At 34.0% G+C, this 25991-nt stretch carries 24 protein-coding genes; 16 read left to right on the top strand and 8 right to left on the bottom strand.

Going from position 1 to position 25991, the window contains the following annotated elements; genetic code table 11:
• Positions 1–252 precede the first annotated feature (252 nt).
• The 5 genes from AC3Y25_RS15765 (at position 253) to AC3Y25_RS15785 (ending at position 8164) form a co-directional block, all read left to right on the top strand.
• On the top strand, positions 253–777 hold the full coding sequence (locus AC3Y25_RS15765; protein WP_250836398.1) for an RNA polymerase sigma-70 factor: 525 nt from the start codon (positions 253–255) through the stop codon (positions 775–777).
• 84 nt (positions 778–861) lie between these two features.
• Complete coding sequence (locus AC3Y25_RS15770; RefSeq protein ID WP_489903384.1) at positions 862–1785, top strand: FecR family protein; 924 nt, start codon at positions 862–864, stop codon at positions 1783–1785.
• 70 nt (positions 1786–1855) lie between these two features.
• Entirely contained in the window at positions 1856–5137 is a 3282-nt protein-coding gene (locus AC3Y25_RS15775) for a SusC/RagA family TonB-linked outer membrane protein (RefSeq protein ID WP_489903385.1), read from the top strand.
• A gap of 5 nt (positions 5138–5142) precedes the next feature.
• A complete protein-coding gene (locus AC3Y25_RS15780; protein WP_489903386.1) occupies positions 5143–6912 on the top strand; it encodes a RagB/SusD family nutrient uptake outer membrane protein in 1770 nt (589 codons plus the stop codon).
• A gap of 883 nt (positions 6913–7795) precedes the next feature.
• Positions 7796–8164 carry a SpoIIAA family protein gene (locus tag AC3Y25_RS15785; protein ID WP_095930732.1) on the top strand — a complete coding sequence of 123 codons (369 nt, stop codon included), beginning with the start codon at positions 7796–7798 and terminating at the stop codon, positions 8162–8164.
• 76 nt (positions 8165–8240) lie between these two features.
• Here the strand turns inward: AC3Y25_RS15785 and AC3Y25_RS15790 are convergent, their stop codons facing one another.
• The 3 genes from AC3Y25_RS15790 to AC3Y25_RS15800 are packed head-to-tail and all read right to left on the bottom strand — an operon-like array spanning position 8241 to position 9472.
• Complete coding sequence (locus AC3Y25_RS15790; protein WP_250836394.1) at positions 8241–8513, bottom strand: PrgI family protein; 273 nt, start codon at positions 8511–8513, stop codon at positions 8241–8243.
• Between the two features lie 38 nt (positions 8514–8551).
• Positions 8552–8950, bottom strand: coding sequence for a hypothetical protein (locus tag AC3Y25_RS15795; protein WP_250836393.1), 399 nt, complete (start codon positions 8948–8950; stop codon positions 8552–8554).
• Positions 8951–8983: 33 nt separating this feature from the next.
• On the bottom strand, positions 8984–9472 hold the full coding sequence (locus AC3Y25_RS15800; protein WP_489903387.1) for a hypothetical protein: 489 nt from the start codon (positions 9470–9472) through the stop codon (positions 8984–8986).
• A gap of 349 nt (positions 9473–9821) precedes the next feature.
• On the opposite strand from AC3Y25_RS15800, the gene AC3Y25_RS15805 reads away from it, so the two are divergent.
• Both AC3Y25_RS15805 and tnpA read left to right on the top strand, forming a co-directional pair.
• Entirely contained in the window at positions 9822–10295 is a 474-nt protein-coding gene (locus AC3Y25_RS15805; RefSeq protein ID WP_320493777.1) for a CinA family protein, read from the top strand.
• 325 nt (positions 10296–10620) lie between these two features.
• On the top strand, positions 10621–11082 hold the full coding sequence (gene tnpA, locus AC3Y25_RS15810) for an IS200/IS605 family transposase (RefSeq protein ID WP_489903388.1): 462 nt from the start codon (positions 10621–10623) through the stop codon (positions 11080–11082).
• Positions 11083–11333: 251 nt separating this feature from the next.
• Here tnpA and AC3Y25_RS15815 read toward each other — a convergent pair whose 3' ends face one another.
• On the bottom strand, positions 11334–12251 hold the full coding sequence (locus AC3Y25_RS15815; RefSeq protein WP_489903389.1) for a DsbA family protein: 918 nt from the start codon (positions 12249–12251) through the stop codon (positions 11334–11336).
• Positions 12252–12535: 284 nt separating this feature from the next.
• Here AC3Y25_RS15815 and AC3Y25_RS15820 point away from each other — a divergent pair, with 284 nt between their 5' ends.
• From AC3Y25_RS15820 to AC3Y25_RS15850, 7 genes are all read left to right on the top strand, one after another.
• Positions 12536–13237 carry an SMI1/KNR4 family protein gene (locus tag AC3Y25_RS15820; RefSeq protein WP_489903390.1) on the top strand — a complete coding sequence of 234 codons (702 nt, stop codon included), beginning with the start codon at positions 12536–12538 and terminating at the stop codon, positions 13235–13237.
• A gap of 2 nt (positions 13238–13239) precedes the next feature.
• The gene (locus AC3Y25_RS15825) at positions 13240–13905 is read left to right on the top strand and encodes an SMI1/KNR4 family protein (protein ID WP_489903391.1); all 666 of its coding nucleotides are present in this window, start codon (positions 13240–13242) and stop codon (positions 13903–13905) included.
• A 19-nt stretch (positions 13906–13924) separates the two neighbouring features.
• Positions 13925–15274: a DUF6138 family protein gene (locus AC3Y25_RS15830; RefSeq protein ID WP_489903392.1), complete on the top strand. Its 1350-nt coding sequence runs from the start codon at positions 13925–13927 to the stop codon at positions 15272–15274.
• 97 nt (positions 15275–15371) lie between these two features.
• On the top strand, positions 15372–15689 hold the full coding sequence (locus tag AC3Y25_RS15835) for an aminoacyl-tRNA hydrolase (RefSeq protein ID WP_250836385.1): 318 nt from the start codon (positions 15372–15374) through the stop codon (positions 15687–15689).
• Between the two features lie 2 nt (positions 15690–15691).
• Entirely contained in the window at positions 15692–16342 is a 651-nt protein-coding gene (locus tag AC3Y25_RS15840) for an Imm19 family immunity protein (protein WP_489903393.1), read from the top strand.
• Between the two features lie 126 nt (positions 16343–16468).
• Complete coding sequence (locus AC3Y25_RS15845) at positions 16469–16948, top strand: TlpA disulfide reductase family protein (protein ID WP_095930722.1); 480 nt, start codon at positions 16469–16471, stop codon at positions 16946–16948.
• A gap of 6 nt (positions 16949–16954) precedes the next feature.
• A complete protein-coding gene (locus tag AC3Y25_RS15850; protein WP_489903394.1) occupies positions 16955–17569 on the top strand; it encodes a thioredoxin family protein in 615 nt (204 codons plus the stop codon).
• A 141-nt stretch (positions 17570–17710) separates the two neighbouring features.
• On the opposite strand, the gene AC3Y25_RS15855 is transcribed toward AC3Y25_RS15850, so the two are convergent.
• The 4 genes from AC3Y25_RS15855 to AC3Y25_RS15870 form a co-directional block, all read right to left on the bottom strand.
• Entirely contained in the window at positions 17711–18940 is a 1230-nt protein-coding gene (locus AC3Y25_RS15855) for a PQQ-dependent sugar dehydrogenase (RefSeq protein WP_489903395.1), read from the bottom strand.
• 351 nt (positions 18941–19291) lie between these two features.
• Complete coding sequence (locus AC3Y25_RS15860; RefSeq protein WP_095930719.1) at positions 19292–19585, bottom strand: DUF3861 domain-containing protein; 294 nt, start codon at positions 19583–19585, stop codon at positions 19292–19294.
• Between the two features lie 19 nt (positions 19586–19604).
• Entirely contained in the window at positions 19605–20336 is a 732-nt protein-coding gene (locus AC3Y25_RS15865; RefSeq protein WP_095930718.1) for a LytR/AlgR family response regulator transcription factor, read from the bottom strand.
• Positions 20333–21382 (bottom strand): sensor histidine kinase, encoded by a 1050-nt coding sequence (locus tag AC3Y25_RS15870; protein ID WP_489903396.1) that lies wholly within the window; start codon positions 21380–21382, stop codon positions 20333–20335. Before AC3Y25_RS15870 ends, AC3Y25_RS15865 begins: the two co-directional genes overlap by 4 nt.
• A gap of 265 nt (positions 21383–21647) precedes the next feature.
• On the opposite strand from AC3Y25_RS15870, the gene AC3Y25_RS15875 reads away from it, so the two are divergent.
• Positions 21648–22802 carry an efflux RND transporter periplasmic adaptor subunit gene (locus tag AC3Y25_RS15875; RefSeq protein ID WP_427874214.1) on the top strand — a complete coding sequence of 385 codons (1155 nt, stop codon included), beginning with the start codon at positions 21648–21650 and terminating at the stop codon, positions 22800–22802.
• Between the two features lie 5 nt (positions 22803–22807).
• Positions 22808–25978: an efflux RND transporter permease subunit gene (locus AC3Y25_RS15880; RefSeq protein ID WP_250836379.1), complete on the top strand. Its 3171-nt coding sequence runs from the start codon at positions 22808–22810 to the stop codon at positions 25976–25978.
• The last annotated feature ends 13 nt before the right edge of the window (positions 25979–25991 follow it).

Consider the following 25991-nt stretch of genomic DNA (forward strand, 5'->3'; position numbering starts at 1 on the left):
AATTGATACTGTTGACTGGGGACGCATCAAAAGAAAATTGCATTTTTTGAAAGGGACTAAGTTAAAAGTCGCTATTGGTTTTTATGTTAGATTAAAAAAAAGAAATCGCAAAGACATTCCTATTTCTGTCTTGAAAAAGTAGTATTAATACAACAAACGTGTTTATTTATTAATTTAAAGATAACCTTGACGCAAAAAGCATTGGCTTTTCATTTTATTATTTTACGATATTAAAAAGCCTGTAATTATAATATGAACAATCCTGAAATTTTTGAACAAACGTATAATCAATATTGGAAAAAGCTTAACGCGTTTTCTTATACGATGACTCAGGATAAAGACTTGGCGCAGAACATCGTTCAGGATGTTTTTGTGGATTTATGGGAAAGAAAAGAAGAGTTGAATATTCAGGCGATTGAACCTTTTTTGTTTCGCGCTGTAAAAAATCAAGTCTTTAAACATTATCAGAACAATCGTTTTGATAAGACGATTTTAGAAGAAAAGTTCGAAGACTACATTATCGACAATTTTTCGACAATTGATCCAGAAGTGATGGATCTGCTTTATGCTTTATTAGACAAACTTCCGGAGAAAAGAAAAGAAGTTTTGCTGATGTATAAATTTCAAGACATGACAATCGATCAGATTGCAGAAGAACTTGGAATTTCGAAACAAACCGTAAAAAATCAGATTTCATCTGCAGTAAAACAACTTCGCGAAGGCTTAAAAGACTTGGCTTGGCTAGCTCCATTTATTATTTTCAATCAAAAATTTTAAAATAACTTTCGCTTGACGTTTTCATAATATTTGGCAATAGTACGATTTCGAGATTCTGGTACTTATTCATAACAATAAGTATTTATGATAAAAAGAATCAAACATAGTTTAGAGTATTTGCTGGATAAAAGTTCGCGAGGAAAAACTTCATCGGCAGAAGAAAATTTATTACATGATTTTGCTTTCAGCGAATATCAAAAATCAAAGTGGGATAATGATTTTATGGGAAACCCAGAAATCGAATCTCAAAACATGTACGATGAAATTCAGTTAAGAATTGGAAAGAAGAAATCTTTCCGTCCTTATTTAAAATATATAGCTGCTGCCAGCATTCTTTTTCTGCTTGGTTTAGGATTTTTCTTGAGACCAAATGTTTTAAACCAAAAACAAATCACATTTAAAACGTCATCGATTCCCAAATCTATCCAATTAAGTGACGGTTCGAAAATTTATCTGGCAGCAAACTCATCATTTCAGTATCCTGAAAAATTTGAAGGCGATCAAAGAACGGTTTCTTTAGTAAAAGGAAATGCGTTTTTTGAAGTTGCCAAAGACAAAAAGCATCCATTTATTATTCATTCTGGCGAAATACAAACCAGAGTTGTAGGAACTTCATTTCACATTCAATTATCAAAATTAAACTGTAAAGTGATTGTAGTAACTGGAAAAGTAAATGTGTCTGGAAAAGGGCAGAGCGTTGATTTAGTGCCGAATCAGGAAGCTTTGTTTGAAGGTCAAAAATTAACCAAACAATTAGCCGATAAAGCATTTTTGGTGAATTGGTATAATGAAGATGTTACTTTAGATCAAACTACTTTAAAACAAGTAATCACCATTTTACAATATAAATACGGAGTTTCATTTGAGTATAACAATAAACACGTATTAGCAATGCCGTTAACGGTATTCATTAAGAAGGACGCGACATTAGAAAATGTTTTGGAACAAATAAATTATATCACAAACCTAAAATTCAAAGTCTATGGCGAAATAGTAAAAGTGGATTAAAAACAAAAAAGCAGTTGCGGGAACAACTGCCATTAATAAATTAAGCATCGTAAAAACAATTACTTAAATCATGTATTTTAAACCTTCTTATTTAAATCTAAAGAGTTTTGTCTTTTTAGTTCTAGCTTTACTTGCCTTTCAGAGCGGTTATAGTAAAACTTTATTAAAAGAGTCAAAAATAGCAAATAAAATAGAAAAAGCGACTCTTGTCTCTATTTTTTCAAAATTAACAAAGCAGACCGACTACAAATTCAGTTACGGACAAGCCATAATTGCTGATAATACAGCTTATACAGTAAATTATAATACAGAGTCGATAACTGCGATTTTGAATGATCTTTCTAAAAAAGCCAATTTCAATTATAACATTAATGGTAAATTAATTTTAATTCAAAAAACAGCTGAGCCAAAAGCAGTAAATACCAAAGCAATTGAGAGAATTAAAATAAAAGGAAAAGTCGTTGATGAAAATAAATTGCCTATTCCTGGAGCATCTGTAATAGAAACGAGCACTTCAAACTCAACAGTGACGGATTTTGACGGTGTTTTTGAGCTTACTGTAGGAGAAGGAAAAACAATCGATATTTCGTATGTAGGATACAAATCTAAAACGGTTCCTGCGCAGAGTGGTTTTATGACAATTCAGTTAGAGCCAGCTACTGCAGAATTAAATGAGGTTTTGGTTGTTGGTTACGGAAAACAATCTAAAAAAGACGTTACGGGAGCAGTTACGCAATTGGAAGCGGCAAACTTTAAACAAGGAGTAAGCATTTCGCCAGATAATTTAATTCAAGGAAAAGTTGCGGGTGTTCGTGTGGTTAGTACGAGCGGTGAGCCAGGAGCGGGAGTAAATGTAACCATTAGAGGTGTTGGATCTATTAGAAGCGGAAGTACGCCTTTGTTTGTCGTTGACGGAATTCCATTGTCTAATGACGATGTGAGCCCATCTGGAACGAATGTTGGTTTTGGTAGTTCGCAAGCTAAAAACCCTTTAAACTTTTTAAATAATAGTGATATCGAATCGATTACAGTTTTGAAAGATGCATCTGCTTCTGCAATTTATGGAGCAAGAGGATCTAACGGAGTTGTTTTGGTAACGACTAAAAAAGGAGCAAAAGGAGATGGAACTCTAACTTTTGATTCGTCTTTAGGGATTTCTACTGTAGCAAATAAATTGGATGTTTTGAGTGCAGGTCAATATAGAAATGCAATTAAAGATAAAGCTTTTGACCATGGTGGTAATACAGATTGGCAAGATGTAATTTTTAGAGAAGCTATTACAAAAAGTAATTCGCTAGCATTTTCTAAACAAACAGAATCAGGAAATTATTATGCTTCTGTGGCGCAATTGGATCAAGAGGGTATTATTAGAAACAGCAATTTTAAGCGTTTGACAGGAAGAATTAATGCTGCTGAGTCATTTCTAGACAATAAACGTTTAAAATTAAAATTTAATCTTACGGCTAGTGAAACCAAAGACGATGGTGTTCCTACAAGTGATGACGGTGGTTCTAATGGACAATTGCTGGTACATACCTTAATGGCAAACCCAACTAGATCGGTTTTTGATGCAAATGGAAATTATACCAATTTTAATATGAATGCGCATTACAATCCAGCGTATTTGTTAAGCATTTATACCGATCAGACTCGTACTTTAAGAGTTTTAGGAAACTTTGAAACTTCTTTTAGAATCGTTAACGGATTAGAGTACAAATTGAACCTTGGTATAGATCGTTCGATGTCAGAGAGAAATACTACTATTTTTCCAAACTTAACAGATTTGAATCCGAAAGGGAAATATGTTCAGAATAATTTAGATTCTAAAAACTCTTTGGTAGAGCATTATCTGACTTACAATTTAAATTTGGATAAACATAAAATTGAAGCTTTAGGAGGTTTTTCATATCAGAAATTTGAAAGATCAGGAACAAGTTTTAGTATCGACGGAATTTCAAACCAAGGTGAAGGCGTTCCTCCTTCAATAAATCCAGGTTTCAAAGGTACTCAATCTGGAACAACAGGTTATGCGCAGGAAAATGAATTGCAGTCTTATTTTGGAAGATTAAATTATGGTTTTGATAACAGATATCTTCTAACAGCTTCTATGAGAGGTGATGGATCTACTCGTTTTGGTAAAAACAACAAATACGGTTATTTCCCATCATTTGCTTTAGGATGGAACATTGCTAACGAAAGTTTCTTAAAAGAATCTTCAACATTAAACAATTTAAAACTTAGAGCAAGCTGGGGACAGACAGGAAACCAAGAAGTTGAAAATAAAATTACGCAGGCAAGTTATTCATTGTCTGGAGCTGATGGATATTATTTATACGATGATTTAAATCTAGTAAATGGAGTTTCGGTAAACAGAACACCAAATCCTGATTTGAAATGGGAGGTTGTGACGCAATTTAACGTAGGTTTAGATTTCAATTTATGGAACGACAAATTGTACGGAACGTTAGATTATTTCAATAAAACAACTACAGATGCTATTTTGAATGTTCCTTCTCAAGCTTTGAGTCCAACCACTACAATCTGGACCAATATTGACGGTAAAATTATCAATAAAGGTATCGAGTTTATGTTGGGTTCAAAAATAGTAGATACTAAGAACTTTTCTTGGAATATTGACATGAACGGAGCAACATTAAATAACAAGATTGAAGATCTTCCAGTTTCAGAAATCTTAACAGGAACAATTTCAGGACCTGGACAATCTGGAGTAAATGCAAATATTTACAAAAGCGGTTATGCAGCTGGATCTTTCTATTTATTGGAACACATTGGTTTTGATGCAAATGGAGGAAACATTTTTAAAGATCAGAATGGAGATGGCAAAATTGATAACAGCGATAGAATTATTATTGAAGGCGCGCTTCCAACTTTCTACTACGGATTTAATAGTGATATGAGATACAAAAACTTTACGTTTTCGTTCTCTATCATCGGACAAACAGGTGGTTATTTATTAAATAATACAGGTTTAAATGCATTAAACATAAACAACTTAGCATCAGATCGTAACGTGGCAACAGGTTATTATGAGTCTGGGGCAAATGCTGCAAACTCACCAATCTTGTCAACGCTTTTCTTAGAAAAATCAGATTTTATTAGATTAAACACAGCTCGTATTGGTTACAACTTCGATTTGAAAGGATTAAACTGGATCAACGGATTAACGCTTTACATTACAGGTCAGAACTTAATTACGATTACAAATTATACAGGTTACGATCCATTAATCAACAGTCCAAAATCAAATGGAGGAAATCAATCTATTGGTATCGATTATGCAAGTTATCCAACTTCTAGAACATTCAGTTTTGGAGCAACTTTAAAACTATAATTATTATGAAGACAAATACAATTTTTAATATAAAAACATTAGCGCTATTTTCTTTTATATGGCTTTTTGCAAGCTGTACCAACCTTGACGAAGTTGTTTTAGACGAGGTTTTAGGAGAAGATGCTTCAAACCCTGCTGGAGCTCTTGCGGCTGCTTACGACCGTTTAGGAGACGGAACGTTCGTAGATCATGGAGGAATTTTTTCTTTGCAGGAATACACGACAGACGAAGCAATTTTGCCAACTCGAGGAAGTGACTGGGGAGATGGTGGAAAATGGAGAGATATGCATGAGTTTACATGGAAATCTGATAATGCTGTTGTAGTGGATAACTGGAACAAATTGACAAACGGAATTACGCGTTCGTTAACTGCAATTCAATCAGTTGAAGAAAGTTCAATTCCGGAGAAGAAATTGTTTTTAGCGGAAGCTAAAGGACTTTTAGCGTATTATTTGTACACCACATTAGATTTGTACGGACAAGCGCCTTACAGAGATCCGATGAACCCAAATGCGCCTTTACAGATTTTAAAAGCCGATACGCAAATCGATCAATTGATAAAAGACGTTGAAGCTCTTCTGCCAGATTTAGCAGAAATGGGAACGCAGCAAACACATCACGGAAGATTTACAAGAGAAGCAGCTTATGGATTCTTAGCAACTATGTATTTGAATCGTGCGGTTTTTAAAGATCGTTTCAATGCATCTTCAAGCTTTAATTTTACTGAAGCTGCGGCAACCGGTACAGGAACAGATATGGATCGTGTAATTTATTATACTTCATTGCTGATTGATTCTGGTAAATATTCTTTAGAAAGCGATTATTTCAAAAACTTCGCAAGAGACAATGATAAAGGAAAAGAGTTAATTTTTGCTATTTCTCAGAAGATAGATTACATCAGAAACGGTTCTAACAGTTTTGCTTATGTATGTATGGAGCGTAACCAGAGAACTTCTGCAGCCAATAGAGGAACAAACGCGGCTTGCACAACTCCTGAGTTTTTTGCGACATGGAATGGAAATCACGATGATCCGAGATTTCAACAGAAATACCAATATGCTGACGGAACTTGGTTTAAAAATGATGGTACAGATGTAAGCGTTCCAGCAACAGATATCGTTCCGAAAAGTGCTAATTTACCTTGGTTCCACTTCAATAGAGGAATTGAATTTGGACCTCAGTACGGACCAATTTTATTGTCGTCTGGTTCTTTAGAAATGGTTAACGGACGTATTAAAGTTTCTCCGTTATACATGGAAAAAAGCACAACTACAAGAATGGATTTTACACCTTCTTTGACTTTCAAAAATCCGGCTCAGGCAGTTTTTGCTCAGAACGAGATCAATCAGGGAGCACGTATTTTCAAATATGAATTCGATCCAGAAGGAGGAAACGGAAACAGTAATGTTGATATTCCTTTATTCCGTTTAGGAGGAATTTACACGATGAGAGCTGAGGCTTATTTCAGAAAAGGGAATACAGCTCAAGCTATGGAAGATTTGAACAAATTACGTACGAGCAGAAAAAGAGAATCTCTATACGGAAGCACACCAGGAAAAGCTTTGACTGCAATCGATCAGACTGTTTTATATAACGAAATTGGTTTCGAATTATACTGGGAATTATACAGAAGACCACAAATGATCCGTTTCGGGAAATTTGATCTTCCAGGAACCGCAAAACCAGCTTCAGAACCATACAGAAGAGTTTTTCCAATTCCACAGTCTACTATCGATGTGACTAAGGAATTCAAACAAAATCAAGGATACAATTAAGTTTGTGTGTTAGTTTATTTTTTATTTTTTTTTCAAAAAGCCTGCTTCAAAAAAGCAGGCTTTTTCTTTTAAAGATGCTAAGGTTCTAAGATGCTAAGATTCTAAGGTTTATAGTTGCAAAGTTGCAAAGGCTTTTTAGATAATGATATTCCGTACAGAACTGTAGAGATGCACTGCAGTGCATCTAACGCAAAGTCTTTCCGATTTGATTTTCTGTATGATTTCACAAATTGTTAGACGCACTGCAGTGCGTCTCTACGGAAAATCTTTGGTAATTAAATTATACGATAATCTAGGTTTATATTTATCACAGAATCGTAGAGATGCACAGCAGTGCATCTAACACAAAGTATTTCCGATTTGATTTTCTGTATGATTTCATAAATCGTTAGACACACAGCAGTGCGTCTCCACGGAAAATCTTTGGTAATTAAATTATACGATAATCTAGGTTTATAAGATAACAGAATTGTAGAGATGCACTGCAGTGCATCTAACGCAAAGTATTTCCGATTAGATTTCCTTACATTATTTCACAAAACGTTAGACGCACAGCAGTGCGTCTCTACGGAAGATCTTTGGTAATCAAATTATACGATAATCATGGTTTGTAGTAATTATAGTTGTAGAAATGCACTGCAGTGCATAGAACGTAAAGTATATAAATCTCAGCATCTCAGTATCTCAGCATCTCAGTATCTCAGCATCTCAGTATCTCAGCAACTTATCAACTCAGAACCTTAGCACCTTAAAAAAATATAATAAACGAATAGTTAAATGTAAGTGTTATCTGATTGATAATGAGTATATTTGAGTATGTGTTGAACATTCTTAAAATGTTTAAAAATGAACAGTATAAAATAACTCAAAAAGAATAAAAATCATGATACATCAAATTGATACCACAGATAATATTGTTGCCTTTAGAGCATTGGCAGAAGTAACAAAAGAAGATTTTTTGACTACAGTAACTCCAGCGGTTGAGCATTTGGTAAAACAAGTCAATGAAATTAATTTTTTATTGGTCTTAGATACAGACATTAAAAATTTTACACCAGGAGCATGGCTAGAAGATGGACTTTTGGGACTTAAGCATTTAGGAAAATGGAATAGAGCTGCAATTGTTACCGATACAGAAGAAATTATCTCCTTTACAAACGGATTTAGCTATATTGTTCCAGGTGAATTTCGTGGTTATAAAAAGGCTGATTTCAATAAAGCATTAAATTGGGTTGAAGGCAATATTTCTTAATTCAATCTAATCAAAAATAGAAAGAGCGCTTATAAAGTAATAAGCGCTCTTTTTTTATGATAGTTTATTTAAACCATTAATGATTGTATTCGATACCACTGCTTGCCTGCGCATCAATTTTTTCTTTAGATACTTGACTGTATTTTTTATAACAAGCCGATGCTAAAATTGGTAATGCAAGACCGCCTACAACAGCACCTACTTTTTTATGTCCCGTTTGTTTTAAAACTGCCGCTGCAACAAGAGCACCGACACCAGCACAAACCATTTGTTTTACTGACAGATTTAACGGTTGCTTTTGAGGTTCAATTCCGTGTAATAATGGGTCTATAAAATTTAAATTCTCCATAATGCCAATTAATTTTAATTATACTTATTTGTTATTTTTTAATTTTTACTGTTTTCAGTGTCAGTTTCACTTTCAATTTTCTCAATTTCGACCTTTTCCTTTTTTATAGCTTGGCGCAATAGAGCAAAAAGACTCATATAAACATTTGCCATAAAAACTAGAGAAAACCCTGCCAAAATATATCCTCTCCAATCATTTAACAAAAGTTTATAATCACAGATAATCAGAAAGGCAATTGTAACATAATGACTAAAGCAATATTCACAGGTAAGGAGATAGAAAAATTTTCTTGACAGTATAAATTTGTCATTTTTAGAATGTTTGACACACCATTCATGCGGTTCTCTAAAAATCTCTTCATGTGTGACAGTCCAGCTGATGCAGGCAATCGGAATTGCTAATACAAAAAGCCAGACAATTTGAACTGCTATAGACATAAATTAATGCTTTACAATTTACGATAATTTTTGCTATTCTCTAGGATGGTTTTCAGGATAATGTTCGGCGTCAAAATCATCCAATTCTTCATCCTTATCCAAATCTTCCTCTTTCTCACGATCTTTTTCGTAATCTAAATCTGGATCATAATCATCGTTTAAGTCATCTTCTGTGCCATCATTTGTAATGGCATCATCTTCATTGATGATTCTTTCCTGATTCGGAATGTTTTCTGAACGAATAGTAGTATTCGGTACAAAATCACCTGTTAGACGCGTAGGATCTTCAATAAACTCTTCCTGATATTGATAAGGATCTTCATCTCGTGCATAATTGTCATTATCAACTAGCGTATTTTGTTCGTAATGATCGGGATCGCTTTCGCCAAATTCTCGGTTATCATTTTTTTTCAAAACTTGTTTAAATTCGTCTTCATTAGAATAAGTACCATCTACAAGTGTGTTTTGTTCGATATAATCAGGATCAAATTGACCATAATCATGGTTATGTTGCTTTTCCATAATAGTGTTTTTTTGATTTGTTATTTTATTTTCAATATTGAATCTTCACGACGAAGACCTTTATTAATCTTTACAGTTTTAACTGTTATCCATGTCCTTAGCTTTTCTTTAAATGAGCTATTTTCGGCTTTTAATTTTTTCTGGCTTGTACTTTTATAAAGTCACTAAGAAAAGCTGTATTTACAAAATTACCCTGTAAACAGATCAGAAACCTTATATGAAAAAACATTATAGTTGCATAATTAACAGTTATTTATATTATAAATGTTGTAAGAAATTATGTAAGGCAATTGTGTTTAAACAATCTACTTTTGAGATGAAATGAATGTGCAATTAAATTTAAATCGATATGGCATCAGATAAGGTAACGGCATGTTGTAAGGCTTTAATAGAAAAGAATTTAACAATAGCATTTGCAGAAAGCGCTTCGGCGGGAAAAATGTGTTATGAATTTTCAACAGTTTTTAATTCCGGAAGAATCCTCATAGGAGGAATGGTTTGTTATCATTCGTCTATGAAAGAAGATTTGCTTCATATTCCGTGGGGAACAATTGAGCAATACAGTGCCGAATCTGCAGAAGTGACCAAGTTAATGGCACAGAACTTTTACCGTTACATTAATTCGGATATCTGTGTGGGTTTAACGGGATTAACTACACCTGGCGGAAGCGAAAGTGAGTCTAAACCTGTTGGAACTATTTTTATCCATATCATTTTTGGCGAGATACAAATTGCCAAACGTTTTGAGTTTAAAGGAAATCCAGAAGAGATTATTAATCAGGCAATAGATGTTGTAGCCGATTTGATTTTGAGGGAAATTTAATAAACCAATCAAACGTCCCTACGGGACGACAACTACGTAAACATTTTTTTTTCTACCGATGAGATGTTCCTAGCGGAACATTTTTTTTATGCTAATGGATTGAAATTTTTAAAATTTCTTGATTGATAAGATTCGAAGAATGTTCCTTACGGAACATTTTTTTGTCTTAAACTAACACTCATATGACTTTTAGTAGCTATCCGAAAAAATAGAATGTTTAAAATTTACATCACTAAGAGAAAAAATGTTCCGCTAGGAACATCTCATCGGTAGAACTTTTAATGATGGATTATTTTTTTCGTTCCGTAGGAACGTTTGGTTGGTTATGGCAAATACATACACACAATTGCATATACAATTTGTATTTGCGGTAAAATATAGAAAAGCATTAATTTCAAAAGATTGGAAAGACAAATTACATCAATATATTACGGGTATAATTCAAGCCAATAATCATAAAATGTTATGTATTAATAGTATGCCAGATCATATTCATATTTTTATTGGGATGCGTCCTACACAATCTATTTCTATGCTAGTCCAAAATATAAAAACAGAAACTAGCAAATGGATTAAAGAAGAAAAATTGGCAGCTGATTTCTCATGGCAAGAAGGATATGGCGCTTTTTCATATTCAAGAAGCCATGTGCCGAATGTCATTCGGTACATTCAAAATCAAGAACAGCATCATAAAAAAGAAACATTTTTAGAAGAATACCAGAAACAGCTGATAGCTTTTGAAGTAGAATTTGATAATCAATACATTTTTAAAGAACCAATTTTATAACGTAAACGGATGTTCCGATGAGACGATCCAAAACGTACATATTTTTATATATTCCATATGTTCCATCGGAACATTTCATCGGTAGAAATTCATTCATTCATTTTTTACGTTCCGTAGGAACGTTTGATAAATTGAGATTAATTTAAAATGATAAACAATCAGACGTCCCTACGGGACGAAACGAACAATCTATTTATTTTTTTTCTACCAACCAAATGTTCCGATGGAACATGATTTCAATATTCTTTTATTTATTTTTTAATATAAAGCGAACCATTTTTAATTGTCTTTTTATCCAACAAACCTTGTTGATTTAATTTTTCTAAAATAGAAGTGGCCTCAGAAGTTGATTTATTTAAAATCACAGCATACTCTTTTGGAGCTAATGTTGGGAAAATTTGAAATAAATCTAGTGGAGTTTCATTTTTAATGGTTTTCTTTTTTGCATCGGGAAATAATGCTAATAAAGCATTTTCATAAGCAGCATAAGGTTTAGAACCGTAAACCGTTAATTGGTTATTATCAGCATCGGCTAAAAATAAGGTTGGGAAACCTCGTACTCCAAGCGTTTTGGCTAAATTTAAATCTTCTTGAAAAAGCTTTTTGGCATCTCCTTCATAATCTGCTTTTAGTTTTGGAACATCCAAGTCAACAATTTTTGCTGCTTCGGCTATGTTTTCCCATTTGGCTATGTTCTTTTTGTTTAGATATAATTCTTCGCGAAGAACACGCATAAATTTTACAGCTTTTTCTTTACTCTGTATTTGAGCCGCTTTCATGGCAATGCAAGAAGGATAAGAAGAATCTAACGGATCTTCAATCCAAACATTTCCGTCAATCGGCATTTCGTAATACAAACTCGCTTCATCCCAATGATGTGCAACGTCAGAAGGTTTGCTTATTCCGCCGCTGTTATAACTCCAATCAGGTAATAAGCCGCCCATTCGGTAATCAATTTCAAAATAATCGCCATATTCAAGTTTTAATTTTCTAAGCTGAGGTTCAATTCCCCAGCAAGAAGAACAAATGGGATCGGTATAGTAAATAATTTTTACAGGTTTATTTTCTGTTGAAATATTTGTAGTTTCATTCGATTTTTCGCCGAAAGGCATTTCACACATTCCGCTAACAGGATCACATAATAACGGATTTATTTTTTCTTCACTCATTTTTGAATTTGTTTGCGACTGGCAGCTTGCACTGCAAATCAAGATTAATAGTAGCGACAGTATTTTCATAGAAATTTTTAAAATGACTCCCGAGTTTTTTAATTTACTGCAAAGTTCAGCCGAATATCATCGCCAGTCAATTAGTCAAAAAAAAGTGACTAGAAAAAAAACAATTTTTAGGAATCGTTCATTCTTCTCAAAAAAAAATAAAGTTCTAGTATTAAGTAGTTGCAATCTTACACCGTTTTTGTGTATTTTCACATTTGATTAAAGCTACAGCCAAAATGAATTACATTCAAAAAATTAAACGCCTCTACAATTTGTCTGAAAATGAAAACTACGGATTTTCAGAAAATCAAATTCTCGATCTTGAGAGAACATTAGAGATTAAACTTCCTTCAAAACTCAAAGAATACTATTTGGAATTAGGGAAAGAAGAAAACCTCAATTACTGTTTTAACAGACTTTTGAAACCTGAAAATGAAATTGGATTTTCAGATGATGATTTTCTGGTTTTTTACGAAGAAAATCAAAATGTTGCTTTTTGGGGAATTAAAAAGGAAGATTTATCAAAGGGAAATCCTCCAGTTTACGGCAATTACGATACAATCGAAAAATCGGATTGGGAAATCGAAACTCAAACAACGGAGAACTTTTTTCTACTAATGGCAGTTTTCAGCGGAACATTGGGCGGACTTCAATTTAATGGAAATCATTTTGGAAAAATTAATTCGGAAATTGTAAAGCTAGTTGAAGAAAATTATACGCTTGTTCCAGAAATCAGTAGAGAAAAACAAAAGGTATATACAGATGATTTTTATGTTGTAATCAGTTTGTCATTCGATCAAGAAAACAATTGTACGGCAGCTTTTATTGGATCAAGCAATCAAGAACGGTTTGATGCCATTCTGGAGAATCTTGATATCGATTGGTCCTATCTTTCGTATGATGATGAAGAAGCTTACGAAGATGATGAAACCGAATAAATATGTGGTTCAGTAAGTTTACTTTTTTCGATAAGCAAGCAGCTTTAACAGAATCGGTTTCGGAAGATTTCTTTACCAAATTATTTTCAAAAGATGAGTTTGACAATTTTCCTGATATCGAGAGTTTGTATCCAAATGGTAGAGATCCAAAATATTTCCCTATTCCTCAACAGCTAAGGCTTCCGAAAGAATATATCGAACTTTTGCAGTATTCAAACGGTGGTGGAATTATAAATGGCGAACGTGAATTTGGCTTTTTTTCGTTAGAAGAAATTCGTCAGATGTATATAAATTACGGATTTCCAATTTGGGCGCCGGCATTTCTTCCAATAGCTTTTAATGGTGGAGGGAAGTTTTATGCTTATGATCTCAGAGAAAACGAGGGGTTTCCAATAATTCTCATTCCTGCTGGAAATCTTGGATATGATGATGACCGTTGGGTGTTTTTAGGAAACTCGCTAGAAGAAGTCTTGAGTAAAAACACAAATGTAGAAGATGAGCTGGATGTGCTTTATCCTCAAAAAGAACGATCAGAAAATGAGATTCGATACAGAGAACTCCAACTTGAATTAAAGGAATTAGAAGACAATAAATCAAAAGGAAAAATTGATTTAAAAACTTTTCTGCTTTCGAAAAAACGAATCGAGACGGATTTAAAGAAATTATAAGAAAAACGAATAAAATATAATGAGAGAATTAAACTATTTAGTAAAAATAGAAGGTAACGAATCGCTTTTAGAAAAATTCATTGAAGCGATTGATAATAATACAGTTCAAATTGATAAAGCATATCCAAATCCGTATGTATTAGTTTCGGGCGAAAAATTTCTATTATCATCGATAATTGAATATTTTTTCCAGACCAGACCTTTCTCAAAAGAATTTTATATTTCATTTGTCGAAAAACTTAGAAAACTTACTGGATTTGATAGTTATCGTTATACATTAGGATTGCAAGCAGACGAATTGGTTTTTAATAGTTTTGAAAGAGTAAAAAAAGGCAAATACAAGATTTTTATACCCAAAACAACAGAAGAACTTCCAGAACGCATATTGACGGAAGAGCAAAAAGAGCTTTTAAGTTTTATATGTTATATTGCCGTTTCTCATATTAAATACGGTCCAAGTTATGCCACAGTTACTGCAAATGAGTATTTTGATGTTGTAACAGAATTGGGGTCTGACGAAGTAGCTCAATTAAAGAAAAACGGAACAGGAAAACTTCCAAAAGAATTGAGTGCACATAAAGACAGTGATTTAACAGCTAAAGCCAATGATGTTTTTGCAACAATCAATATAAAACTGATTACAGAAACAGAAGAAAGTTATAGAAAAGCATTACACTTTGTAAATAATCTTCTGAAGACCGATTTTCCTAAAAGCTACGAAATCGCATTTTCCTCCAAAAACAAAGAGTTGCTTCCAATAAAAGGGCTTCCAAAATGTGGGCAGAACTATCTTTTTGCTGGAGCTGTTCAATATCCAAACCTTCAAAAGGACATTTTAGAATATATTAACTTGGCTAAAAAAGAATACGAATGGTACAACAATCTTGAAGACGAGAATTGTACAATGCCGTCGACTTTTGCTGTTTTTGCTTTAGGATTACAAGATGAAAAATATTTTGATACGCTAATAGAGTATTATAAAACAGTTGATGGCGAACATCAGTCTGTTCATGCAAAATTTACGCCTGCATTTTTGGAGAAATTCGGCATAACCGAAAAATCTATAAAAGTCTTTATCAATGCTGTTTTATCCATGCAGGAACATCCGCATAATAAAGCTTATATTCCTTATTTTACAAATGAAAAGAATTTGAGATTATTGTTGGAGAGCAAGGAGAATTTTATTTCGTATTATTTTACTGAAGAGGATTTAAAAGAATATTCAAAAAGTGGAGATAATCCTCAGGAAATGGCAGATTATTGTTGGGAAAGCATTATGTATACCATTTTTGGGCAAAGTAAAGATTTTGCTAAAATTGCCAGACAATTATCAGACGAAGAGAAAATACTATTTGAAAAGTTGTTCTAAATAATTTCAGTAGTTTATAACCTGAGATCAAACGAAAAAGTAGTTAGAAATATTTGCAGTATAGATATAATACCCAAAAAAGGAAATAAGATTTAATATGAAAATGTACATTTTAGTAAAACAGGACGTTCCAGACAAATTGGTTCCGGTAATAACTGCCCACGCATCTTTGGCTTGTTTTAGAAAATTTGAGCAAAATGAAAATATGCAGAAATGGGTAAACGGAATATTTAAAAAAGTGGTCTGCGTGGTTTCTGAAACAGAATTTATAAATGCAGGAAAAGAACCGGATCATATTATTTTGACCGAGTCAGCACTAGATAATCGAGAAGTTTGTATGGCATTTGTACCACGGGAAGAATACTCTAAAATGTTTAAATTTTTTAGAATGTGGACACCTCAAGATAATTTGTAATTATGAATGAAATAATACAAATTGAAGAACTCAGCCATAATACCTTTTTCTGGAAATATTATTTCTGCTGGTCAAGAGGTTTTGATGAGAGAGAAGAAATAAATATTGATGAAGCTCTAGAAGTTGTAGAAATTAATGAAACAGAAGCTTATGAATGGGAAAGGATATTTTTTAATTATGATGATATAGAAGAAAATCCAAGACATGTTGCAGGCAGAATAAATGATAATTTAAATTTTGCAGTTGAGTTTGCCGAATATGAAATCAATTTTTTTCTGAATGATATTTACATAGGAAATTTAGGAGGACATTTTGAAGCTTGGTTTTTTACTTTGAATGAATTATTGGCTTTTGAAAAATATCCTAATCTGTTTCTTCTTTTTCTTCCAATGACAGGAATTTCTGAAAATCAAAAAGCAATTTTAAAACCCATTATTGTAAAGTATTTGAACTCAATTCCGAAATTTGATGCACATTCCAATTATATTGCAGATTGCCTCTTAAACGGATTACTAATGCAATCTCCATTTGAAGAAATAAAAGGAATTGGTTTGACAAATAATGAAAACCATAGCGTGAGGAATTTGACAACATACCCACGTTATCAGGAAGATGTAATAGAACTGAACAAAAATCTAAAACAATACCTTTAAACTTAGCGCCTTAGTATCTCAGCATCTTAGTATCTTAAAAAGTACATTAAATTTTCATTAACAAAATCTAATTAAGCATTAGTTTATATTTGTAAGAAACAAATTAAATTTAAGATCAAAAGGTCTATGAAAAATAAACTTTTAAAAATTTCCTTTCTTCTGTTTCTGCTTTTTTCCGTAAAAGGATACAATCAGAACGTAAAGCTTTTAAATATAAATCAGCTCAACGAAAGAATTAAAAACGGAAAAGACAGCACTTATGTAGTCAATTTTTGGGCAACTTGGTGCGCGCCATGTATAAAAGAATTGCCACATTTTGAGAAATTGGGAGCAGAGCATAAATCAGAGAAAGTAGCTGTTTTATTAGTAAGTTTAGATTTTAAATCCAAATTGCAATCGAATGTAATTCCGTTTGTGAAAAGGAAAAATTTAAAGAATGAAGTCTTTCTTTTAAACGAAAGTAATCCTCAAGAGTTTATTGATCGAATTGACCCAAGCTGGTCAGGAAGTATTCCGGCAACGCTTTTTATTAAAAATGATAAACGAAAATTTGTTGAAAGCGAATTTACCTACGAACAATTATTAACTGAATATAAAAAACTGTAAACCATTATGAAGAAAATAATCTTATTACTAGCATTGGCATTTTCTGCTTTTCTATCTCATGCACAAAATGCTGTAACACTTAAAGCGGGCGATGCAGCTCCAGATTTCAAACTGAAAAATGTGGACAACAAAGACGTTTCTTTTGGAACTTTTAAAGATGCAAAAGGATATATTGTTGTTTTTACCTGTAACACTTGTCCCTATGCAATTGGATACGAGCAGAGAATTATCGATTTGGATAAAAAATTCAAATCTCAAGGATATCCTGTAATTGCAATCAATCCAAATGATCCTGAGGCTTCTAATGCAGATACTTTTGCAAAAATGCAGGATTTGGCAAAAGAGAAAAAATATACGTTCCCATATTTATTTGATCCAGGGCAAAAAATTACCGATGAATATGGTGCAAAACGCACGCCTCACATCTTTATCGTTTCTAAAACTTCAAAAGGTAATGTAGTAGAATATGTGGGAGCAATCGACAATGATCCAGAAGGGAACAATCCGCAGAAAGTAAAGTATGCAGAAGATGTAATTGCATCACTTAAAATTGGTCAAAAACCAGCAATTACACAAACTAAAGAAATTGGCTGTACGGTAAAAAGAAAAGCAAAAGCTTAATTGTTTTGTTTCACGTTTCATGTTTCAAGTTTTATTCCGTTGCGTTTAACCTGAAACTTGAAACCTGAAACAAAAAAAACATAAATAAAAACGCCCCATATTTGGGGCGTTTTTGGCATGTATGGTGAACAAGTTTACTTTCTATTTTTTATCAATTTTGTAAAGTCTTCCTTGATCGGTAACGGCGTATAATGCTTCATCTTTTCCTTGCGTAATATCTCTAAATCTTTGACCTTGTCCTGCTAATATTCTTTCTTCACCCGCTACTTTATTGTCTTTAAAAGCTAAACGTACAATGTGCATGCCGTTCAATGAACCAATAAAAAGGTTATTTTGCCATTCTGGAATACGGTTTCCAGCGTAGAAAGTCATACCACTTGGTGACACTACAGGATCCCAATAATAGACCGGTTGCTCCATTCCAGTTTGCTGTGTAATACCTTCTCCAATTTTCGTACCACTATATTCAATTCCGTAAGTAATTGTTGGCCAGCCGTAATTTGCTCCAGCTGTAATTCGGTTAATTTCATCACCACCTCTTGGGCCGTGCTCACTTTGCCATAAGTCACCCGTTGTTGGATGAACTGCCAAGCCTTGCGGATTTCTATGACCAATAGTGTAAAGCTCTGGCAAAGCCCCCGTTTGTGTAAAAGATGGATTTCCTGGTGCTGCTTGTCCGCTTGTTGTAATGCGTACAATTTTACCCAAACTACTCGTCACAGCTTGTGCCAACGGACGAGTTTGTAAAACAGATCTTTCTCCAATACTTACAAATAAATTTCCAGTTTTGTCAAATAAGACACGGCCACCATAATGTAGCGTGCTTGCATTTGGAGTATTCGAACGATAAATAACTGTTGGATTTTCTACCGCAGTTTCATTATCAGATATTCTTCCTTTCGCGACAGCAGTAATATTTCCGCCAGCTACGATTTCAGAAAACACCCAATAAATCATTCGGTTAGTAGCATATGCAGGATCTAGACAAATACCTAATAATCCGCCTTGATCTGCAGGATTTACAGCAGTAACGCCTGTTAATGCTTCACCAATAACTCCTGCTTGAGTTACAATTCTAATTTTACCCGATTTTTCGGTTACCAAAAGACGTCCGTCAGGAAGATATGCAACTCCCCAAGGAGCGCTTAAACCGCTGGTGATTATTTTAGCTTCATATTCTGTGGTAGTTTGAATGCTTCCTGCTCGTGTTTGTCCAGAAAATGCGGGCTGATAAGTGGTGTTGGCTGTACCAGTTTCTACAGGTGGGCCAGTTGGTCCTGGATCGGTGTCTGGATCAGTATTGTCATTATTCGAACAGCTTCCCAAAACAAGAATTGTGGACAGAAGAAAAATACTTTTTTGAATTATCATAATGCTTTCATTTTAATGGTTAAAAAATAATTTTTGCATTATCGAACATTTCGAAAGTGAAGATTATAAGTAGAGATTCAATAAAGTTGAAATGGTTAGTTTCAAATGAATGCTCTGTTTTTTCAATTAAGAATGCCTAAATGCTTATGCCATTTTATATGAAGCAGAAGAATTTCAAAAACAGAAATTAAACTTCTTTTGGAAAAAGCATTTAGTGGGACATGCCTAATTGGAACGGAAAATTGTGACAAAATATTGCCAGTAAGAATTGTATTGTTTTTTTCTTAGCAGAAATTTAACATTCAGTGATTCAATAAAAATAGGGTTGAAGTCTTATTTTTAAAGAGAATTTTAAAGACTTTTTAATTTTTTCATGAAGACCGGAAAAACTTCATTTAATTCTTCAAAAAGAGGATTTTTGCGGTTTTTTAATTTGATTTCGCTAAATAATTTTAACCCTAAAGCAAATTGAACTGCCTCAGATTCGTTTGCGAAAATGTTCTTAGATTTTATTCTTTCGATAATTCCGAAGATTTCATCGTGATTATCAAATTCGATTCCGAGTTCTTTTGCTGGTTCAGTTTCACCATTTGAATATTCCTTAAGACTTAAAGTAAGATAATATTTATTTGATCTTTTTTCCATGATTTTTGTAATTCTAATTTTATTTCAGCCATTTTTCGACCAATGTTTTAAAAGCTTCTTTGTATTGTTCGCCGACTGTGATTTCTATTTTATCTATAAAAATGGAGTTTTTACTAATAGCACTTATTTTATCAAGCGAAACAATAAACGAACGATGAACGCGCATAAATTTTGACGAAGGCAGTTTTTCTTCTAATGCTTTAAGCGAAATAAGAGACATTAACGCTTTTTGAGAATCTTCAAGATGTACTTTTACATAATCTTTTAAACTTTCGATATAAGTGATGTCTTTTAGAGAAATTCTGACCCATTGGTATTCTACTTTCAGAAAGATAAATTCGTCATCTGCAGCAATTGTGGTAAAGGTATTATTGGCTTCTTCGGTTAATTGCAAAACTTTGCTTGAAGCACGTAGAAATTCTTCATAACTGAAAGGTTTTAAAAGATAATCTACAGCGTTTACACGATAACCTTCAATTGCATAATGATTGTAAGCTGTTGTAAAAACGATTTTAGGCAGTGGTCCAGCTTGATCTTGAAGAAGTCTTGCCAATTCCATTCCAGTTAAATTAGGCATATTAATGTCTAAGAAAACCAAATCGGGTTTTGTTTCTCTAATGATGCCCATCGCGTCTACAGCATTATCGCAAGTTGTTATTAATTCTAAAAAAGGAGTCTGCTGTATAAACGTTTCTACCAGTTTTAAAGCCAATGGTTCATCATCTACTGCTATACATTTTAATACGGTCATTGCTCTAAAGTTATTTTGAGTTTAATGTTATATGTTCCATGATCGGTAACTCCAAAAGATATATAATGCTGATTTGGATAAATCAATTGCAATCTGCGTTTGGTGTTGGTTAAACCAATTCCGCCTTCATCTGAAACCGATGTTTTTTCGAAAAAAGTATTTTCTACTTCAAATTCTAGATGTGTATTGTTTTGCGAAAGTTTAATGTGTATTTCACTTTTATCGGTTGCATGAACACCGTGTTTAAACGCATTTTCTACTAAAGGTAGTAATAACATCGGAACAATTGGATAATCGTGCAGTTTTTCGGGGATTTCTGTGATAATAGTCAATTTACTATTGGCACGAAGTTTCATCAATGCGATAAAATCTTTTAAGAATTCTACCTCTTTAAGTAATGTAGTTCGTTCGCCTTCTGTGCTGTAAAGCAAGTAACGCATCATTCGGCTTAAAGTATGCAACGCATTTCTAGAATCTTCAATATCAGTATAAGTCAAAGAATAAATGCTATTCAAAGAATTAAAGAAAAAATGCGGATTAATTTGCGCTTTCAACATAGCCAATTCTGCCATTGTTTTGTCTTGTTCCAGTTTCTGTTTATGCTGTGCCGCTTTTTGCCAATGCGTTAACATTGCCCAACTGGTGCTTATTCCTAACACCAATAATGTCAAAGTAAATACGTAATTATCAAAATACGGATTTTTATATTTTTTAAAGCCAATAGCTTTACTGATTTGAGTATGAAGATCGGTTTGTGAGGTATAAAAATAAGCGATTAATTGCATGGCAATAATTGCTGCAAATGCCCAAATTAAAAATGCCGAAGTATTGTCTTTAATGATGGTTTTTGGAACTATTTTTTTTGCCGTAGAATAAAAAAGAATCATTAATAAAAACAATATAATACTCTGCCAAAGCCAGAATGCTTGCGGAAGCACAACATTCCAAGTCAGCGGAATATAAAACAGCATAAGATACCCTAATAGCGACCAGCCAAGAATGTGTAGTCCAGTAAATAAATAGGGTCTAAAAAAGTTCGGTGCCATTATAATTTGTGATTTTAAGGCAATATTACATTTTATTTGAATATGAAAATTGGGCAATCGCTAAACCCCGATTTAGAGTCTCTAAAAAGCATTTTAGAGCCGACGGGATAAAAATTAAACACTTGTTTAATATTTAAAAAAAATCCATCGGTTGTCATCTTACCTTTATCGATTATATCGGGCTCTTCGTCTATTTGAAAATTTTTGCATGTTATATTTTAGTTCTTTTGTTGTCATATAATAGATAAATTACACATTTTTCAAGATGAATAAGCAATCATTTTTAAGCATTCTTGCAGCATCCCTTATTATCGCTTCTTGCGGTAAAAATGACAAATCGGCACAAGCCGGAGGAGCTCCGCAGATTAAAGAATATAAGACTGTTACATTACAGCCAGAATCAGCTACGTTAAACAGTGATTTTCCAGCTAGTATTCAAGGACAGCAAAATATAGAAATCCGCCCAAGAGTTGAAGGATATATCGATAAGATTTATGTTGATGAAGGAGCAGTGGTAAAAGCTGGCCAGCCATTGTTTAAAATCAGCGCTCCAGAATATGAGCAGCAAGTTCGTACTGCAACAGCAAGCATTAAAAGTGCTCAAGCAGAGGTAAGTTCTGCAAAATTGGCTGTGAATAAAGTAAAACCATTGGTTGAAAAAGGAATTATCAGCAAATACGATTTAGAATCGGCTCAATATACTTACGAGTCTGCTATGGCATCTTTAGCACAGGCAAATGCGGCTTTAGTAAATGCTAAAGTTAACCTAGGATATACTACAGTTACAAGTCCAGTAAATGGAGTAGTAGGTTCAATTCCTTTCCGTTTAGGAAGTTTGGTTAGTTCTAATACTACAGAACCTTTAACGACAGTTTCAAGTATTGGTAACGTGTACGCTTATTTTGCAATGAATGAAAAAGCACTGCTAAATTTTACTAAAGATGGTGGAGGTTCATTAAATCAAAAAATCAAAAGTATGCCAGCAGTTTCTTTATTGCTTTCGGATGGTTCGTTATACGATCAAAAAGGAAATATCGAAACGGTAAACGGATTAATCAATACCGAAACTGGTACGGTAAATGTTAGAGCACGTTTCGCAAATCCAAAAGGAATTATTAGAAGCGGAAGCAGTACAACAGTTCGTATTCCGACGGATGTAAAAGAAGCTTTGATTATTCCTCAAAGTGCCACTTTTGAACTACAAGATAAAATGTTTGCAGTAGTTGTAGGTAAAGACAAGAAAACAAGAAATGCAAATATCACAGTACTTGACAATTCAGCAGGTAATTATTATGTAGTTTCAAGCGGATTAAATCCTGGAGATGAAATTGTATTAGAAGGAGTAGCTTCGTTGAAAGAAGGAACTGAAATTAAACCTAATAATCAAAGCCAAGAAGCAGTTTACGCCGATTTAAAATAAAGAAAATGTTTAAAAAATTTATACAAAGACCCGTACTCTCGACGGTAATATCTGTTATTATCGTCATCTTAGGTGTTTTAGGCCTAATTGAGTTACCGATATCGCAATATCCAGATATTGCGCCTCCAACCGTAAACGTCGCAGCAAGCTATACAGGAGCCAATGCAGATGTGGTACTGAAAAGTATCGTTATTCCGTTGGAAGAACAAATTAATGGTGTAGAAAACATGACTTACATGACTTCTACAGCAACCAATGATGGTAATGCTTCTATTAAAGTTTTCTTTAAAGTAGGTACCAATCCAGACTTAGCAGCGGTAAACGTTCAGAACAGGGTTTCTAGAGCAACAAGTTTATTGCCTGTAGAGGTAACTCAGGCTGGGGTAACAGTTACCAAGAGTCAGAGTAGTAACTTGTTGATTTTCTCTTTATACAGTGATGATAAAGCTTACGATCAGACTTTTCTTCAAAACTATGCAAAGATTAACCTTGTACCGCAAATTCAGCGTGTTGTTGGGGTAGGAGATGTAACCGTTTTTGGTGCAAAAGATTACTCGATGAGAATCTGGCTGAAACCAGATGTAATGCAACAATATAAACTGATTCCAAGTGATATTTCGGCAGCTTTAGCCGAGCAAAATATCGAAGCGGCACCAGGTAAATTTGGTGAAAACGGAAATCAGGCATTTCAATATGTAATTAAATACAAAGGACGTTTAACAAGTGCTGAGGAATTTGGGGACATTGTTATAAAATCTGTTGGAAATGGACAGATGCTGAGACTTAAAGATGTGGCTAAAGTAGAATTAGGATCTTTAAGTTATTCGTCGACAATTAAAACAAACGGTGTAGAATCGGCTGCGATGGCAATCAGCCAGACGCCTGGATCTAATGCTCGTGATGTAATTATCAATTCTAAAAAACTGATTGAAGAAGCAGCAAAAAGTTTTCCAAAAGGAATGAAGTACACTATTATGGTGGACGTTAACGAAAACTTGGATGCTTCTATCGAAAAAGTAATTCATACTTTGGTTGAAGCCTTTATATTGGTTTTCATCGTAGTATTTATTTTCCTTCAAGATTTTAGATCAACTTTAATTCCGGCAATTGCAGTTCCGGTTGCGATTGTGGGAACGTTTTTCTTCCTGAATTTATTCGGATTTACGATCAACTTATTGACGCTTTTTGCGATGGTTCTTGCCATTGGTATTGTGGTCGATGATGCGATTGTCGTCGTTGAGGCCGTTCACGCCAAACTCGATCACGGATATAAATCGGCTAAAAAAGCTACAATTCATGCGATGGACGAAATCTCAGGAGCGATTATTTCGATTACATTGGTAATGGCCGCGGTATTTATTCCGGTAACTTTTATTGGAGGATCTACAGGAGTTTTCTACAAACAGTTTGGTATTACACTGGCCGTTGCGATTATTCTTTCGGCAGTAAATGCCTTGACTTTGAGTCCGGCTTTGTGTGCGCTTTTATTGAAACCGCATGCAGACGATCATAAACATAAAAGTTATTTACAGCGTTTCTATACTTCCTTTAACGTTGCGTTTGATAACGTTACCGCTAGATACAAACGTTCAGTAAGTTTCCTTTCTGTAAAAAAATGGATTGCATTAGCTTCAATTATAATTGCTGGTGTGGCATTAGTTTATATGATGAAAACTACGCCTTCAGCTTTCGTTCCTTCAGAGGATCAGGGAACTGTTTTTGCTAATATTAGTTTGCCGCCATCAGCTTCGATGGAACGTTCTGATATTATAGCAAAAAGAGTAGATAGTATTGCAAAGACAATTCCGGGCGTTAAAAATACACTTCGCATTGTGGGGCAGAATTTTACCGCTGGAGCTGGTAGTGCCTACAGTATGGTTATTGTAAAATTATATCCTTGGGATCAGCGTGATCTTAGCGTTGATGATGTAATCGGACAGCTTTTTGCTAAAACAAGCGGTATTCGTGAAGCAAGTATATTCTTTATTTCGCCTCCAACGATTCAAGGTTTTGGACAAAGTGGTGGATTTGAATTCCAATTGCAGGATAAAGGTGGACACACGACTTCTGAGTTCTATAAAGTGAATAATGAGTTCTTAGCAAAATTAGCGGAGCGTCCAGAAATTCAATACGCAACAACGCCATTTAATCCTGGTTTTCCTCAGTATATGATGGATATTAATTTAGCGAAAGCGAAAGACGCAGGAGTTTCTATCAATACGATTCTGTCAACAATGCAAGGTTATTACGGAGGATTGTACGCGTCGAATTTTAACAAATTCGGAAAACAATATCGTGTAATGGTTCAGGCAGCTCCAGAATTTAGAGCGAATACAGAAGGATTGAATAAGATATTCGTTCGTAATAGCGCAGGAAATATGGCGCCAATTACGGAGTTTGTAAAAATGACAAGAGTTTTTGGACCAGAATCTATTTCGAGATTTAACTTATTTACGTCAATTTCGATTACAGGGGCGCCAAAACCAGGTTACAGTTCTGGAGATGCAATTAAAGCCATTCAGGAAGTAGCTGCAGAGAATCTTCCTGCAGGTTATGGTTACGAATTCTCAGGTTTAACGCGTGAGGAATTAGCATCAGGAAGCGAGACGATTTTCATTTTCATCTTGTGTTTGGTGTTCGTTTATTTCTTGTTGAGTGCACAGTACGAAAGTTACATTCTGCCATTTGCCGTATTATTATCAATTCCGTTTGGACTGGCAGGAGCCTATTTGTTTTCGATTATTTTCAAATTGAATAGTAATATTTACCTGCAGATTTCCTTAATCATGCTTATCGGACTTCTGGCGAAGAATGGTATTTTGATTGTCGAATTTGCTTTGGACAGAAGACGTAAAGGATTGCCAGTTGTACAAGCTGCAATTGAAGGGGCTGTAGCGCGTTTACGTCCAATTTTGATGACATCATTTGCCTTTATTTTAGGATTGGTTCCCTTAATGTTTGCTTCTGGAGCTGGAGCTGTTGGTAATAAATCGATTGGTACTGGAGCTGTTGGAGGTATGTTAATTGGAACTATTTTGGGAGTATTTGTTATTCCGGTTCTGTTTATCATTTTCCAAAACTTGCAAGAAAAAATAAGCGGTCCAGCGAAAGATGGTTATGATGATGAAGACGACGATGAAGACGAAATTCATTTAATAGAAGCTCACAAAGAGTAAAATTTAATTACAA

It is taken from the genome of Flavobacterium sp. LK-23 (assembly GCF_058135255.1).